Source organism: Paenibacillus sonchi, from assembly GCF_016772475.1.
In the GTDB taxonomy this organism is placed as follows: Bacteria; Bacillota; Bacilli; order Paenibacillales; family Paenibacillaceae; genus Paenibacillus_AQ; species Paenibacillus_AQ sonchi.
This window is the reverse complement of sequence record NZ_CP068595.1, coordinates 3,270,824-3,287,033: the sequence shown is the minus strand read 5'-3', so window position 1 is coordinate 3,287,033 and position 16,210 is coordinate 3,270,824. Positions and strand designations below refer to the sequence as shown.

General features: G+C 51.6%; 14 protein-coding genes. 1 reads left to right on the top strand and 13 read right to left on the bottom strand.

The features are described from left to right. Positions 1-76: 76 nt before the first annotated feature. The 11 genes from JI735_RS14910 to JI735_RS37335 all read right to left on the bottom strand — a co-directional run bounded on the left by JI735_RS14910 (position 77) and on the right by JI735_RS37335 (position 12,929). Complete coding sequence (locus tag JI735_RS14910; RefSeq protein WP_039836304.1) at positions 77-1,231, bottom strand: winged helix-turn-helix domain-containing protein; 1,155 nt, start codon at positions 1,229-1,231, stop codon at positions 77-79. 45 nt (positions 1,232-1,276) lie between these two features. Continuing rightward, positions 1,277-1,999 carry a YjgB family protein gene (locus tag JI735_RS14905; RefSeq protein ID WP_202677523.1) on the bottom strand — a complete coding sequence of 241 codons (723 nt, stop codon included), beginning with the start codon at positions 1,997-1,999 and terminating at the stop codon, positions 1,277-1,279. Between the two features lie 47 nt (positions 2,000-2,046). Continuing rightward, entirely contained in the window at positions 2,047-2,256 is a 210-nt protein-coding gene (locus JI735_RS14900; protein WP_039836310.1) for a hypothetical protein, read from the bottom strand. Positions 2,257-2,659: 403 nt separating this feature from the next. Beyond that, positions 2,660-7,297, bottom strand: coding sequence for a chitobiase/beta-hexosaminidase C-terminal domain-containing protein (locus tag JI735_RS14895; protein ID WP_233476407.1), 4,638 nt, complete (start codon positions 7,295-7,297; stop codon positions 2,660-2,662). Positions 7,298-7,557: 260 nt separating this feature from the next. Then, positions 7,558-8,262, bottom strand: a complete 705-nt coding sequence (locus JI735_RS14890) for an alpha/beta hydrolase (protein ID WP_039836316.1) — start codon at positions 8,260-8,262, stop codon at positions 7,558-7,560. Between the two features lie 48 nt (positions 8,263-8,310). Then, on the bottom strand, positions 8,311-8,739 hold the full coding sequence (locus JI735_RS14885; protein WP_039836314.1) for a hypothetical protein: 429 nt from the start codon (positions 8,737-8,739) through the stop codon (positions 8,311-8,313). A 127-nt stretch (positions 8,740-8,866) separates the two neighbouring features. Further along, a complete protein-coding gene (locus tag JI735_RS37345; RefSeq protein WP_325175606.1) occupies positions 8,867-9,652 on the bottom strand; it encodes an ATP-binding cassette domain-containing protein in 786 nt (261 codons plus the stop codon). Continuing rightward, a complete protein-coding gene (locus JI735_RS37340; protein WP_325175605.1) occupies positions 9,649-10,779 on the bottom strand; it encodes an ATP-binding cassette domain-containing protein in 1,131 nt (376 codons plus the stop codon). Before JI735_RS37340 ends, JI735_RS37345 begins: the two co-directional genes overlap by 4 nt. 301 nt (positions 10,780-11,080) lie before the next feature. Next, positions 11,081-11,290, bottom strand: a complete 210-nt coding sequence (locus JI735_RS14875) for a P-loop NTPase family protein (protein WP_083886780.1) — start codon at positions 11,288-11,290, stop codon at positions 11,081-11,083. 69 nt (positions 11,291-11,359) lie between these two features. Further along, entirely contained in the window at positions 11,360-11,551 is a 192-nt protein-coding gene (locus JI735_RS14870) for a hypothetical protein (RefSeq protein WP_039836322.1), read from the bottom strand. A 613-nt stretch (positions 11,552-12,164) separates the two neighbouring features. Continuing rightward, positions 12,165-12,929, bottom strand: a complete 765-nt coding sequence (locus JI735_RS37335; protein ID WP_325175604.1) for a L,D-transpeptidase family protein — start codon at positions 12,927-12,929, stop codon at positions 12,165-12,167. Positions 12,930-13,266: 337 nt separating this feature from the next. Between JI735_RS37335 and JI735_RS37825 the strand changes: the two genes are divergently transcribed. After that, entirely contained in the window at positions 13,267-13,758 is a 492-nt protein-coding gene (locus JI735_RS37825) for a hypothetical protein (RefSeq protein WP_408637977.1), read from the top strand. A gap of 166 nt (positions 13,759-13,924) precedes the next feature. Here the strand turns inward: JI735_RS37825 and JI735_RS14855 are convergent, their stop codons facing one another. Then, the gene (locus JI735_RS14855) at positions 13,925-14,911 is read right to left on the bottom strand and encodes an NAD(+)/NADH kinase (protein WP_202677521.1); all 987 of its coding nucleotides are present in this window, start codon (positions 14,909-14,911) and stop codon (positions 13,925-13,927) included. Then, entirely contained in the window at positions 14,908-15,963 is a 1,056-nt protein-coding gene (locus JI735_RS14850; protein WP_202677520.1) for an SPFH domain-containing protein, read from the bottom strand. The genes JI735_RS14855 and JI735_RS14850 overlap by 4 nt, the downstream gene beginning before the upstream one ends. Between the last annotated feature and the right edge of the window lie 247 nt (positions 15,964-16,210).

Genomic DNA, 16,210 nt, shown 5'->3' with positions numbered 1-16,210 from the left:
CTCCATAGTTGCATTTAGAATCATAGAACAGGTTGCTCGTATGACCCTACTGTAATGGAGAATTGTCAGAGAAAGATCAGAGGGATTTCAGGACCTGCTGCATGGTGTCCTCCAGAGACTGGCTGAACCGGTTCAGCCCGGATTGCTCCAGTTCTGCCACAAATATTTCTTCATATTTATGCTGTAGCGCTTTTGGGGGAGGGAACATACGGCAATAATGCACAATCCGGTACAGCGCATATAGCCGCAGGGGGATGAATCCGGACATCTCCAGCACCTGCAGCCCCTCACTGAGCAGGTTCTCTGCTTCACGCCATTGTTCCAGCCGCAAACTCCAGAGTCCCTTCACTACTTTATAGCTCCCGATCTCCCGGAGAAAAGGTTTCTCCAGCAGGATGACGCCAATCGCTTCATCCATCCGCTTAAGCTCCTCATCTCCGGTGCCGGCCGTCAGATGCACGAACAGCTCCGTAATCAACGTCACGGGAATGAAATTATCATAACCAAGCTCAGCAATGACCTGATGGGAACGTTTCAGACGCTCCAAAGCCCGCTCCGGTTGCCCCGCAAGGGTGAACAGGTCCAGAATGGTGAGAATCTCCAGCTCCAGCTGATAGTTAGGGTACAACAGCTTCCGTTCAATCACCTGCTCGCAATACGCTAGCCGCTCCTTCGGATCGCCGGAGAGAAAGTAGAAGATCATCAGATAAAATAACCGTTCCCTGAGCGGAACTTCATCTGTATGCAGCAGCCATTCCAAATCTCCCTGCACAAAATGAATGACCATGGAATACACCGAATCCAGCTCATAGCCAAGGATATCCTGCTGGCGCGCCAGCGTTACCATGGATTTGCCCTGGCCATATACATGAAATTTGGAAAATACGCTGCGCATGGTTTCCCGCAGCTCCGGGTCATTCATTGCCGGATTTAGGGCTACACCGGCAGGAGTACCCGGAACGGCAAGACTGTAGCCGAACCCCCGGACAGTCTTGATGTCCAGGCCGCTGAGGACATGCAGCTTTTTGCGCAGTCGGTAGATATGGTCGTCTACCGTTCGTTCCACCGGATACTCCAGCGGCCAAACATGGTCCAGCAGCTGTTCCCGGCTGAAGGTGCGTCCAACATTGCGGTACAGAAACTGCAGAAGAGCGAATTCCTTGGGCAGCAGTGTAATCGTAATCCCGTCTGCCATCACTTTGTATTCGCTGTTGTTTAATTCAAGATGCATAGCCGAACCTCTTTTCCAAGGATAAGTCCATGGAAGTATTATAGCTTATCCGGCCATATTGTTAATTGAATCCTGTTCAGAAAATACAGAGATATGATCCACCGTACCCGAGGCCTCCGGAATGATGAATTTCAGCTCATATTGCTTGCCTGCCTGATACATGTAGATTTTATCGCCGCCGTTCACGGCTGTTCTCTCCGGTTCGCCGAGCACAGCTTCAATCTCCTTCAGTGTCAATTTCTGCAGATCGGCGGCGCTGGAGCGGACGTCAAAAATCCGGCTGCCTTTGTTGAAGCCGATGACGACATGTTGTTTGCTGTACGTTGCGTATATCCCCTTGCCCGCAGTCTCTTTGGTGTCCGGCTCGCCCCAGGCAGCCTCCACGTCGTCAATTAATCCGGTGTGTGCGGCATATTCCACACCAGGCACCTTGCCCTCCCGGGCCAGTTGAAGGAGCTCTTCAAGCAGCTTGCTGCTGTCTTGAGGTGCTGCCGTCGACGAGGCCCCTCCGCCAGCAGCAGCACTGGGCGAAGCGGTAGCCGATGCTTCCGCCGGGGCTGCGGACGGTGCTGAGGAACTGCTTGCTTCCGGCTGCGAGGCTGCCGGTGAGACGGTTGCTGCATCGTTGCTGCCGGAGCTGCTTGCTCCCGGCTGCGAGGCTGCCGGTGAGGCGGTTGCCTCATGGTTACTGCCGGAGCTGCAGTCGGTAAGGCCCAGCATACCCGCTAATATTAGAATTCCGGTAATTGTTTTCAATGAGTTTGTCATGGTTGTCATCTCCTTGAGTAAGTTATTCCCTCTGCTTAGACCGGCTGTTAGTTCAGACGGCTGGCTGTAAGTAAAGGTTGCAGCAATAAGCGATTGTCCCATGTGCCAAGCAGCAACGGCTTCACCTTCTTCGAAAGGGGTACCCGTTCCAGCGGGAAATATACGGAGGATTTGTAGCCTGAAACATATAAATCCTCATATTTGCACAAAACGGCTACCCCGTCCTTGCACAAAACAGCTACCTTTTCCTTGCACAAAACAGCTCCCCCTTCCTTGACCGAATAAGTCAGCCGTTTTGGATTTCTCTCTAGCGTTGCCTGGAGGCCCTGCATGGATCGTTCGGCAATTCCAAGTGGAAAAAGGGGCACTAATTTGCTGGAACACCCTATTTCTCCACAGGCGAAGTGGAAAAAGGATAACTAATTCGGCTCATTTCACCCCTGACAAAGGAATATTGCCCAATTAAGTTCCCTTTTTCCACTTTAATCTCCCAATTGTTGATTTTGGGGAGAAATAAGCTCCCTTTTTCCAACTGGCACTGCTCACCTGCTTCTTCGAAAGGCGCTAGGGGTAAGCTTTCGCTTCCCACAAAACCTGCAAATTCTATTTAGAAAAACACCCCGGCTGCCAAGCAGCCGGAGGTGTTAGAGTGAGTTTTAGTTATATCAGATTGGACTTCTGCAGCAATCTTTGGACAATAGCAGCAACCTCAGCTCTAGTAATATACGCCTGAGGTGCCAGCTCTGAAGCACTGCGTCCGGAGACAATGCCTGCCTCAATACTGTCGGCAGCGCTGCTCTGCGCCCACTGCGAGACTTTGCTTGCATCCTTGAACGGACTCAGCAGCTCTGCTGACGATTGGACCGGAAGCTTGTCTTGTAACGAGGTAAGCTTCATCGCCTTGGCTATGATTGCCATCGCCTGTTCCCGGGTGATCTTGTCCGCCGGACGGAAAGTACCATCTTCAAATCCATTGACCAGATGATACGCATAAGCTGTTTGAACCGCACTGCTGTACCAGGCTTCGGCCTTCACGTCCGCAAATGAAGCGGCGCTGCTGTCCAGCTTCAGTCCCAGTCCGCGTACGATAACTGCGGCAAATTCAGCACGTGTAATCTCCGCATCGGGATTGAACAGCCCATTTCCGGTACCGTCAATAATCATCCGCGAGCCCATGTTATTTACGATATCCTTGGCCCAATGTCCGGCCACATCCTTGAATTCAAGCGGATGCCAGATGATCGAATAGGTGCTGTTGGTGAGACTGTTCACTTTTGCATAATACTTTTGGTCGATAGTAGTAACCCTGGTTGGCACATGTCTTACCGATCCATTGGGCTCCACTACGATGGCTGTGGTAATTTTATTCGGGTCCACTCCATCCGGAAGGGCAATTTGCCGTTCTACGTAGGCACTGAATTTGGATATTTCGACTGTTTGGCCGCCATATTCGGCCCGCACCACAAAATTGAGCGGTGGCGCAACCAACGTGAATCCTCCCTGCACCGCAGAGTTTTCTACAGTTCTTAAAGTATCCTCCGCAGGGGCAGCAATTTCAAGTTTGACTTTGATATCCCCCAAAGTAGCGGCGGTACCGAACTGGCTTCGGATCGCGTCCATATTGATTTGCCCGGCGGGCAGGGTGTAGGTTGCATTTTCACTTTTCAACTCTAATACTGCCTGTTTGTCTTCCATATCTTTAACCATTTGGCCGTTCAGCTCGGCAATGACAATATCCGATTTCACAGTTACCGGAATCGTAACTACAGCGCCTTGGCCTTCTGCTGCAAGCTTTTCTTCCAGCTTAGTCTGGTCAATGGCTACAGTCAGAGCCGTCTGCCCATTTACTGTAGCGGTTGTTATTGTTCCGGCATTCTCCACCTTGCCATTTACAAGAACGTTAAAACCTGTTACAGCCGGTGGCGCTGCTGCTGGTGCTGCAGGCACGGAGGGTGGAGTGTCTCCGCCACCGCTGGAAGGAGCGATAGGCATTACGGTATTCGACAAGGCAGAGGTGGTGCTGCTGCCTGCGCTATTGACCGCTTTTACTGTAAAAGTGTACCCCGTCCCGTTAGTGAGTCCAGTTACCGTAATGGGACTTGCAGTTCCATAAGCAACAATATTTCCCGGTGAGGAGGTCACCTCATATCCGGTAATCGAACTGCCTCCGTCTGAATCAGGGGCCGTAAAGGATACCACTGCCTGCCCGTTTCCGGATACGGCTGTTACATTGGCTGGTGCTCCCGGAGCCGTTTTTGGCGTAGCGCTTAGTTCATTGGAGGCTGCGCTGTCCCCTTCAGCATTGGCTGCTTTGACTACAAAATAATAGGTTGTTCCATTCAACAAATTCACCGCATTATAGCTGTAGACAGACCCGCTGACGGTAGCCACTTCGCTGCCGTATTCCGTATCGGCCAGTCTTTGGAAGATTTTATACCCTGTCGAGCCTTCCACGGGTGTCCAGATTAATTGGACCTGGGCGTTGCCGAATACGGCGGACTGCAGAAGAGGTACTCCGGGAATTGGAACCGTTGTGTCGGTAATTGTCATGTCCAAAGTCTGCGCTGCTCCTGCACTAAATCTGAAGGTTAAGCTGGTGGTACCTGCCGCCAAAGAAGCGAGATACGTTTTAGAGATCGTTACGGTACTGCCGGACAGCGTATAATCCGTTCCCGCAGTAAGATTGGCTATCCCGTTTGAGATTCCAATAAGGGTATTTCCGTTCAATGTCAATTCGATGGTCACGTCGGCCTGTTGAGTCTGTTTTTTGTCAAAAGCGGCACTCACCGGGCTAATGATACTATCCGGTTCCGGTTCAGTAGAAAGCGTGTAGGCTTCGCTCATGACGGCACTGTCCGTCATCCCCGCCTTCACAGCGATGGCCTTGATCGTCACCGCACCGGTGACCGGAATCGGCCCGCTGTACTCCGGGCTGCTGCTCGTCGGCACGCTGCCATCCAGCGTGTAGTGGATCGCCGCTCCGCTCGTCGAGCTGCTCAGCGCAACCGTCGTGCCTGACGCTACCGCACCTCCGGCTGGATTCGCAGTTGGCGCTTCGACCTGCGCCATAATCGTATATGCTTCGCTCATAATGGCGCTGTCCGTCATCCCCGCCTTCACGGCGATGGCCTTAATCGTCACCGCACCTGTGACCGGAATCGGCCCGCTGTACTCCGGGCTGCTGCTCGTCGGCACGCTGCCATCCAGCGTGTAGTGGATCGCCGCTCCGCTCGTCGAGCTACTCAGCGCAACCGTCGTGCCTGGCGCTACCGCACCTCCGGCTGGGTTTGCTGTCGGCGCTTCGACCTGCGCCATGGTACCCGTTGTCGTCATAACCAGTTGTGAATTCCCGGAAAGAAGCACTCTTCCATCCGCCTCCATCAGCGAATAGATCGCATTCGGATCAATGGAAGACATATCCACACCGGCATTCCGCCAGGTCGAACCGTGGTCGGCAGTGTAATATACGACGGGAGTATTGCTGCTGTCATAGGCCAGCATATAGAGAGTATTGCCTTTTTGCCCCAGCATGGCTGAGGATGAAAAATAGGTATACGTCCCCGTTAATGTCGGATTGCTCCAAGTGGTTAGATCATCGCTGGAACGGGAAAAAACCTCATATGTGCTAGAATCATAACCGGTCAAAACATATTTGCTTCCATCATACAGAAGGTTATTGAAACCGTCCGTCTGGTTGGGGTATGCCCCGGAGCGGTTGGACCAGGTTTCCCCGTCTGCGGATGTCCAAATGCTGGCAGCATTCAAATAACCTTCATCACTATACCCGTATCCCAGAGCAATAAACTGATTATTGGTGTAGGCGATGGAGTACACTGCGTCTATCGACTGCACGGGCAGCGCGGGTTCATGCCAGGAAATACCGTCTTCCGATGTTTTTATTTTGGGACCTCCCGCCCCGGAGCCTACCGCAACGAATTTCCCATTGCCAAAAGCGATATCCGATAGAGTAGTCGAATCATTTATGCCGCTGCGGAGCGTCCAGGTCTTTCCGTCCGGCGAGGTGGCAAGCGCTGTGGTCGTCTGATTGTTCTCACCGATTGCGACATAGGTGTTATTTCCGTATGCAGCTGCTGTGAAACCTGTTGTCCTCGGGGACAGCGTTACCTGGTTCCACTGGGCAAGATCCGCCGAGTTCCAGATCGCCCCGTCGCCGCCTGTTTTCCCGACTGCAACATACTGTGATCCGCTGCCATGAACAATTTCTGTAAAAGCTCCTCCCCATTTATAACGCCAATCCGCGCCATCTGAGGATACGAGCATTCCTTCATTGCCCAAACGAAAATATTTTCCGTCCAGATAACGGGCATTCTGTGTGACAAAATAATTTTTGAACGGCTGCATGGTCCATGTGGTTCCGTTCGTTGAAGTGTATACTGCTCCATAGTTTGGAGATTCATAACCGAACATGTAATACTTGGTACCATCGTAAAAGCCATTAAACATCTGGTTGTTATGTTGAGAGGCATTCTGTTTAAAAGGAGGACCTAGCAGCGTAAAAGTGGAGAGATCCGTAGAGGTCCATATGTAGGCCATCGGATCTGAAATATAATAGCGGTCATTCATCCAGGTCAGCATGTTGGTGCCAATGGACTGTCCGTCAGCGGTTGAGGGCTGGGCCGAGGTCCAGGCCGTGCCATTCGTGGTGGAGTAAATTCTTCCGTTCGCCCCTCCTACCGCTAACCGGGTGCCGCCATTGCCTACGGTAACTTTGGTTAACGTGAGCGAGGAGTCCACACCCGTTGGAACGATTGAAGTCCAGTTGATCCCATCCGGTGAGGTCAGCAGCTTCCCTTGTGTTGTCGCGTAGAAGGCGCTGCTTCCATTAAAAGTGAGAAATTCAGTACTCCAGATTCCAGTGGTGACTCCAGAACTGCGCTGAGTCCACGTGTTGCCGTCCGGCGAGGTCAGGATCACCCCTTCACTTCCCGTAACAACAAATAAACCCTTCCCGTAAGCCGCCCCGTTAAAAGTAAAAGAACCCGGAGCCGTCACCCCCGTGTAATTAATGTCGGCTTTGGTTTTTACATTCACCCAGGTTTCAGCATCTGCCGATTTGACAATGGCCCCGTAATAGCCGACTGCGATATACACATTGTTGCCGTAAGCCATCGCTGACATTGCACTTGAAGGCAAGCTGCTATAGCTCGTTGTTGTGAAACTGTCCGGTGTGGGACCCGCAGCGTACAAATCTGCCGGACGTAAGCAGAAAAACACCGCAATTCCAAGCAGGAACATTCCAATAAGCAAATGTATTGAATGTTTAAAGCTCCTTTTCATAATTCTGCCTCCAATAATTTTAATAAATCTAAGATGGCCGGGCATGTAAACCCTTTAACGATTCCATAATTCGACAGGTATCGGCATGATTCCTTTAATTTTTATATTAAAAAATGGTAATAACGAAATTTTATTTTAAGCCGCAGCTTCCCCGTCCACTGAGCATAAAAAAAGAGCATTCAGCGGATTTCTCCGCCAAACTGCTCCAGGAAATGGGATCTGAAACCAATTTTCTATTGTAATAGAATAAGTTTTGCTTTTTACCAAATATGTTCCTTCAGCCAATGCCGGAAAAATTGCAGCTGCTCTTTGGTGTGAAAATAATGTTCCCCCTGCTCCATCACCTTTAGTCCGCAATGAAAGCGGCTGGCAAACGCAGCTACAACGTCAAACTCGCACAAGTTATCGTCAGAGCCATAAAGAATGGAAGTCGGCTTATACCAAGCGTCAACCGGATGGGAGTTAACATAGCAGTAATAATCCCAATAGAGTGTCTGCCCAACGGGTGTAGCAACTTCTTGTTCAGCCATTAATCTGTCCTCACTTATGCCGAACCATGCCATCATATTTTCAATAATTTTTTTCATGTCCAGCACCGGAGATAAAAACAGACACTGTTTAAGCGGCAGGTCACGATAAGCAAGCAAGCTGAAATACGCCCCCATGCTGCACGCAAAAATACTTATATCATCCGATAGCCTTTGTGCATAACGCATGATTACATCAAGATCATGAACACAATTTTGGACTTTGCAGCTGTAGGCTTCTTCTTTGCGGTCACCGTGTTCGGGTAAATCAAAACTGATTACTTGATACCCTCGTCTTACTGCTTCTCCGGCAAATATAACAATCGCATCATCTGCTTTGTTTGACATATTGCCGTGGATAGCCACAAACAACTTGTCTGACTGGTCTCCCCACAAAATTGCGGGGATCCCTTCTATTCTAAATTCCTGTCTTACCATCATATTTATCCTCGTATATTAACGCCTCTGCATCGGTCTTTGCCATACTCATTGCTTCTGCACTTTAAAAGTAAACGTCCATGTCGCCGTATTTCCGGAATACCGCCCCCGGTTTTCGACTACAGTCACTTCCACGGCTTTGTTGATGGTTTTGGTCATTGCCGAGGCTTTAATAGAAGCAGTAGCCGTGGCGGATTCCGGGATCTTATCCTGTTCTTCCGCGTAGGCTTTCAGCTTCACGCTTTCTGTTGATTTCAGGTCCAGAACCACGGATGAGCCTTCGCTGATCTCTTTGCCGTTAATATATGCCGTGGTATACCATTCATTGCCCACATGATTGTTTTCGGTCAGTTCCGCACTGACCAGGGTAACTTTGACCTTTATGCTTTTGGACGCCGCCGAAGTGGACTGTACCGGTACGGCCATACTGAACAGAAGCAGCAGCAGTACCATGATTCGAATTCCCTTTTTCTTCATTTGAGAGTGCCTCCCTCATATTTTAGCTTTTCCCTTATTGATTTCGCCAAAATAGAACATGATCCTCTACCCAAACTGTTATTTTTTGGTTTTCTTTCACTTTCCGCACCCACGAGGCGGGCGGGGTCTATTGCAGCCGTTGAATGGTTTGCCGCAGCTCAACAATTTCGGCCATCAGCTCCCGGTCCTCTTTCTCCGTCTGCCTGGGTTCACTGTGCATCAGCCGGGCCAGCCGCAGCTCCAGCAGCTGCAGTTCTCCTTCCCGGGATTGCTCATCCGGTGTAAGCATAAGGCTGCGCTCCTTGGCAGCATACTCTTCGTAAGTCCCCGGGAACAGCCGGGGCCTGCTTCCCCGTTCCAGCAGGAGCAGACGGTTGGCTACTGCAGCATGAAGATACCGGTCATGCGAGACGATAACGAGTCCGCCGGGGTAGGCGGCGAGCGCTTCCTCTACCCGTTCCCGGGTGTCGATATCTAAATAGTTGGTTGGTTCATCCAGCACCAGCAGGTTGGCACGCCCAAAATACAGCCGGAGGAAAGCCACCCGGCATTTCTCTCCAAGGCTTAAATCACCGATCCGCTTGAACACATCCTCCCGCCTGAACATGAAACAGCCGAGAATAGTCCGCGCCTCTGTCTGGGTCATGCCCGGCAGTTCCAGCAAACTGTCCAGAATGGTTGAAGACAGAGGCAGATTATCCAGCTCCTGGGCAAAATAACCCACCCGCGTGCGGGGATGCCTGCGAATTTCACCGTGGCCAGGTGCCAGCAAGCCGGCGATCAGCTTCAGCAGCGTGGACTTGCCGGCACCGTTCGGTCCCAGCACCGCAAGCCGGTCCCCGCGCCGCAAAGTCAGATTGAAGTTCTCCAGCAGTGCAGCACCTCCGCCGTAAGCATAACGAATACCGCTCATATCCAGAAGAGCATCCCCCGGAAAACTTCACCTTCCAATTTCATGCTTAGCTGTGGCGCGGCCTGCGGCCGCTCCACCCGGTTCAGCTCCAGTCGCTCCAGACTCGCCTCCTTGGCGTGGAGCCGGGAGACGTTCTTCTTCGCTTTCGCGCGCCGGAAATCGTTCTGGCCGGCGGCCCGGTGAGCCTGCTGGAACCATTCGGCGTACCGCCGGATGCTCTCCAGCAGCTTTTCCTTCTCCAGCTCCTGCTTCCTGTACTGCACCGCCAGCGTCCGCGCCTCTATCTCCTTTTGCTCCCGGTACTGCGTGTAAGCTCCGGGATAGCGGCGGCAGCCTTGAGGGCCCAGCTCAAGCATTGCCGTCGCTGTCCGTTCAATAAAAGTGCGGTCATGGGAAACGTAGAACACCGTCCCTGGATAATCCCGCACCCACTCCTCCAGCCAAGCCATCGTTCCCTCATCCAGATGGTTCGTCGGCTCATCCAGCACCAGCAGCTTCGGCTGGCGGGCCAGCAAGGCAGCGAGTTGAACTCTTGTCTTCTGCCCTCCGCTGAGCTGGCGGTAAGGCAGGTTCCATACCGCAGCATCGAGCATCAGCTGACTAAGGCATTTCTCTGCCTTGGCCTCCCAGCCGTATCCGTCCAGCTGCAGATAGCGTTCGTAGACCTCTCCGTATTCGGCTACAAGTGCCTCATCCCCGCCGTCTGCTTCCTGGAGCAGCCGCCCAAGCCGCTCTAATCTGCGCTTAAGGTCATTCAGTTCTGGCGAACCGGATAATACATAATCCAGTGCGCTCATATCTGACTGAAGCTCCAGCTGCTGGTCCAGCACGCCCCACTCCTCCGGCGGCAGACCGTAATACACGCTGCCTTCGTCAAAAGGATGCCGTCCAAGCAGCCCCTGCAGCAGTGTCGTCTTGCCGATTCCGTTGCGCCCGAAAAGCAGCACGCGCTCTCCCTCCGCAATTTCAAAGGAGACATTCGCGAACAGCGGAATGCCGTTCCATTCTTTGCGTATATTTTTAACTTTGATTAAGGTCATATCCATTCCTCCGCTTCCATGTAAATACAAAAAAACCGCAGCCAGCGGCCTGCGGCAGAGCATGTATGAAGGAGGAAAAGATGCCATGAAAACAGCACCGTGGACTGCACTCCTCGCGTAATGGCAGGGCAAGCCGTCAACTGTTGGCTGCGTTCATCTGTAATAAGCATCGTAAGGTCCCCGATCGACACACGTATCCCCTGACCGTACACCCCAAAAAAGGCGTCCCGTGGCTTGTGCATAAGCACATCACTAATTAATGGTCATTTGAGAAGGAAACGTGTTAGTTATTCATCAGTCGGGTGAACCTCCGTAGTTGTCCGAAATGTACTAATGCTTACAGCATAGTCAATGCCACAGGAAGAATCAAGGTCAAGAACTGTTTTAGTTAAAGTCCCCCATAATAAATCACGCCCATACCACCATCACCCCTCCGTCTGCACAGGAACGCCGTCTCCGGTTTCAACCAAATCGTTGTACAGGCTGAACCATTATCCGTTTCAAAGTAAGGGATGCCATAACGCTTGGATAATTCTCTGGCCGTATAGGATTTTCCGCTCCCGCAGCCGCCAATGATTCGAATTCGGATTTTGCTCACCTTCCACTTTTTTTCACAGCGGACGCTGCATTTCTATCGCTGCTATTTTCTCGCCCTTCTGATTAAACACTATCTCATTGTGCTGTCCGATATAATTACGGTTGGGCTGTACCGGTTCTCCAGTCCATGCAAAATCTGCTCCGGTGTGAGCGGATACTGGAATTTGGGGCCGGCGTAGAACAGCTCTTCCGGATTCCGCACGAAGCCACAGATGGCTTCCAGGTCCCCAGCCTTCAAGCTGCGGTAAGCTAAAGCGGGCATAAAAGCATTCGCTCCTTCATTCGTTATGTCCCTCTAGGGGTCGGCATCCTTTTATCTTCAATATTTATCCTGTAATTCCTGCCGAACCGAAGCTGCACTAAGTAAACCACAAGCAGAAACGGCTTCACCTTCTTCAAAAGGGGTACCCGTTTCAGCGAGAAATATAAGGATGATTTGTGGCGTGAAACAGATAAATTTGAACAAAAAATCACCCTTGGGTTCCTCTACAGACGCGATTAGCACTCTTCACGATCTATCCGCAACCGTTGCGGACCGGAAAGCCTTTATTTTGCCGAATTAGGCGGTTCTGGAAGTTATGCGGACTGAGATGCCTTTATTTATCCATTTCCCCTTTATTCCAGGCTCATTCGAACGATATAACGGCTCCTGGGTCCGTAACTGCTGTAAAAGTAAGATTTTTGGCAAAATAAGATCCCCTCTGTCCGTTTAACTCCGCTGACGGAGTCCAATCCTCCTACACCACCTTAATCATCTGAGGCTTCCAGTGTATTCATATTTTTTCACACATTGAATAATGTCCTAAAGGATAAAAAAACCGCAGCAGGCATTTGCCCACTGCAGTTTAAGACCTGTACGAAGCTGAAAATCCGCCTTAAAAAGTGACGGTCGCCTCCTGCTTGCTCCATTTGAATGAAAGACCAAACAGCTCTGTCAGGCTGCCCAGCGGCAGATATAGACGGTTGTTCACATTTTTGGATGCGGTCATGGATATCGTTGCACCCTGAACCACAGCTTTGGCGGTCAGCGGTTTATGCGTTACGGTCCGGTTGCCTATAGTGATCACCAGCGCGCCGGTTCCGGCTTCCTGCGTCAGCGTACCTCCCAGCAAAGCTACGGTTTCTCTCAGCGGAACAAAAACACGGGAATTCACCAGGACGAAATCATTCTTCAGCTTCGAAGGCTTACCATTAATAATGAAGGTGCCTGCGAACGTTGTGGACCCGATAGAATAGCCGCTTTTCACAGCAATGCTCTCCAGACTGAGTGTGGAAGAGGTAATAACCACAGTTGTATTCTTGGCAATCTGCGGGTACAGCCAGTGGATATCTTCGTTATGCATCCGGATGCAGCCGGCACTGACATATTTTCCGATGGAAGATTCGTTATTATTGCCGTGGATCGCGTACGTTGTGCCCTTTGTGCCGTTCACTTCCAGTCCCAGCCAGCGGTCTCCCAGCGGGTTGGACGGATCGCCTCCGGGGATATGCTCCTTATAATAAGGCCTGTTTTTGATTTTGACGACAATTTTGAAGCTGCCTTCAGGCGTGAGGCTCTTGGATTTGCCTGTGGCAACCGGAAAAGTCCGGACCAGCTTGCCGCTGCTGAAATAGCCCAGCGTGTTCGTTTTTTTGTTCACAATAATCAGATCCGAGGCTGACGACGACGCTGCGGCCGCTCCTGTGAAACAAAACGTAAACAGAAGCATAAACGCAAGTGGCACCGTGATGCTGCGTCTCCAAAAAGTCCTCGGTCTAGCTAAAAAATCGTGCAGATTCATGCTGCTCCTCCTTCAGGTTATGGGTCATTATGGAAAGCTTTTTCTACATAGACGGTAAGAACCCTCAAAAGTTGCTGGGCAGCCAGTACCTTTCTTGATCAGCTCGTCCCTGGACAACAACCATGAATAAACCGTACTTTCATCACAGATAATAACATCGCATTACAAAACAAAACCTGCCAAGGAGGCAATCACTTTGAATTCAAACATTTCCAGCCAGGTCAGCCAGTGTGAACAAATTATTCAGCAGCTGATCTCCCAGACACAACAGGCCAGCCAAAACTATCAGCAGCTTCTTCAACAGGAACAGCAGAATGTCGCTAAGCTTGAAGAATTGGCAGACCGTGAACGCAAAGCCAGCCAAATGATCCAACAGGCTCTGCAGGGTCATCAAACGGCTGTACAGCAGCTGCAGCATGCATCCCAACTGGTTAGACAGATGGAGCAAACGGCCCAGACTTCCAGTTTCGGCACCGGGGCTCAAGGATTCAGCACAGGATCACAAGGATTTAACCCATCCTTCAATCCATCCTTTAACCCGGCCTTCAATCCTTCCTTCAGCCACCAACCATCACAAATGATGCACAGCCCGCTCAATTCATCCTTTAGTTCACAGCAGATGCATTCCCCACTCTCTTCAGGCCAATCCTTTGGTTCTTCCATGAACCAGGGACGCAGCTTTCAGTAATAGCTATATAGATAGAACTTAAGATTTTTCAGCTTAGGGTTGTGGCCGTGAAGTTCAATCTATATAGCACTTAAAAGGGTTCCCAGCAGCCGTTTTTGGCTGGCGGGGACCCTTTCTCTTATCCGGGCGGCACTGGGACAAGCCCGGTTTCTGCTGCATGCCGGGTTCATACCACCAGCCGCCCGCGCTTTTCGCCGAGTGTTATAGTCGCCTCAACACCGGAGTTGAACTCCAGGAAGTCGCTCTCGACGCCGTCGCTGAAGATGACTCCGTCCTCCGGCATTTGCGAGGTGATCTTCAGCGGGGCCCGGCTGCTGATCTGTCCAAAAACCAGCCCGGCTGAAGTGGTCCGGCTGGGAAAAGGCTCCCGAACCGTAAAGTACAGGTTCGGGTGATCCCATGGAAGCCGCTGCTCTATTCCGGCGGCTTCCGCAACACCTGCTGCCCGCGCTCCGGCGGCTGCAGCCCCGTCCATCTGCAGCTGCGCGGCGCTGCGGGCAATCCCCATGGCTCCGGCGAGCACGCTTTTGAGCCAGCCGGTGGAGCCCATCCCGGTGGAGATGATGATGCCGCTGGAGGACTGCTGCTCAGTGACACCGTTCAGCTCCACCTGATAGCGGGCCGAGACATGGGTTTTGCGGCCGACGAACAGATCGTTGACGCCATAGAGGCTCTGCCCGTCGTTAAGCTGCGCTTTGGCAAGCGTGACCTCGCGCACCTGGCGCTGCCCCCGGAACACCTCCGGCACCAAATGCCGGAGATCCTTGACGGTGAACGGCAGCAGCACGCCGTCCCAGCGCTGCGCATCGGGATTGACCCCGATCAGCGGCTGCTCGTGCAGGTATTTTAGCGTATTCGCTACAAGCCCGTCCTGCCCCAGCACAACTACGGTATCCTGATCTCCAAAAATGAAGTTCGGCACATGCTGGCGCTCCAGCAGCTGTACCCGCCCCAACGCACCCAGCTCCATAACTGCGCTCTCCACCGCCTTGCGGTAATGAAAATCCTCGCTGATATAATCGCTGAAATCCGCTCCCAGCCGTTCAATATAGAATTGGGCCTGTTGAATCGTATTGTAGCGGACCACCAGCTCTTCGAGGCGGGTCTTGCGCTTGATCAGGATGATTTTATTCTCTGAGCTGCGCGTGCTCATCGGCCCCCGCCTCCTCTCGCAGCGTTCCCGCCGTTTCCGGCCGAACCGGCCATCAGTCCCTGCAGCAGATCCGGCGAAATGTTCAGCTGTCCGATCTTGCCTGCATTTTCCGCCAGCTCCTGGAAGGCGATCGCAATCAGTTTATCCGGCTTCATGCCCACATTGGCCAGAGCCTGGAGCACACCAGGCGCTACGCCCTGGAGCGAATTCATTACCGCCGACAGCTCATAGGCTTTGGCATCCGCTTCGGCTCTTTGGTTGGCAACGGTCAGCTCGATCAGCTCCTGCTTCTTCGCTTCAAGCGCTGTATCGAAGCTGAGCTGCTCCTCTTTCATCGCATTCTGCTTTTGCTTTACTGAACGTTCGGCGTCCAGCTGGGTTTCGCGGATTTGCTTCTTTTTCGTCTCTACGGCAATTTCCGTGTTCAGCTCGTTCTCCTTCACGCGGCGCTCCTGTTCAATGGAAGCATTGCGGCGCTCATACAGCGCGTTGTCCGCACTGCGCAGAATTTCTTCCCTGGCCTGTGCCTCCAGGGCGCGCAGCGTTTCTTTATTCGGGACAATAGCCAGAATCGACAGGCCCATCAGCTCGATACCCAGCTTCTCGATCTCCTCATTTCGTCCAATATCCTGGGTAATGGTCTTGGCCAGACGTTCGCTGGACTGAATCGCTTCGCGCAGCGGCAGCTGCTCCAGCTGCTTTTTCGTCAGCACCTTGGCGATATTGATCACACGCTGTGCGAGCTTGCCGGGATCGTCGGACAGGTACGTATTTTTGCGTAAATTATAGGTGTAATTGAGGATCTGAGTGGTCTTGCGGTAATCGACAATCCGGTAAGTCAGCTGCCCCTGGACGGTCACTGTCTGATAGTCATTCGTAATTTCTTCGAACATGAACGGAACATCAATCGAGGATACCGGGACCACAACCACCGAAGTCGTAGGCACATAATAATAAAAAGAAAGACCTACTCCCTCACGCACTACTTTGCCGTTCTTGACCTTAAGTACATACTCGCTGGGCTGGAATTTCACGAATCTGAATCCGAACATAGTCATTACCTCCTGTAATGGTTCTGGTGTTTTTTGTTATTAACAATTTGTTATTAACAACATTGTAGCACGGGTTCTTGATATTATCAAGTTGTTAATAACAATTATATGTATGATCCGCACAGCCTTTTGCACAAAAGCAAATCCCTCTCTGCATTTTGTCCATTGAGTCACAGGGCACTTTATTTTATGATAATTCCAGTTAATCAATATTGATAATGATTATCATTACCGTCTGCTATCATGC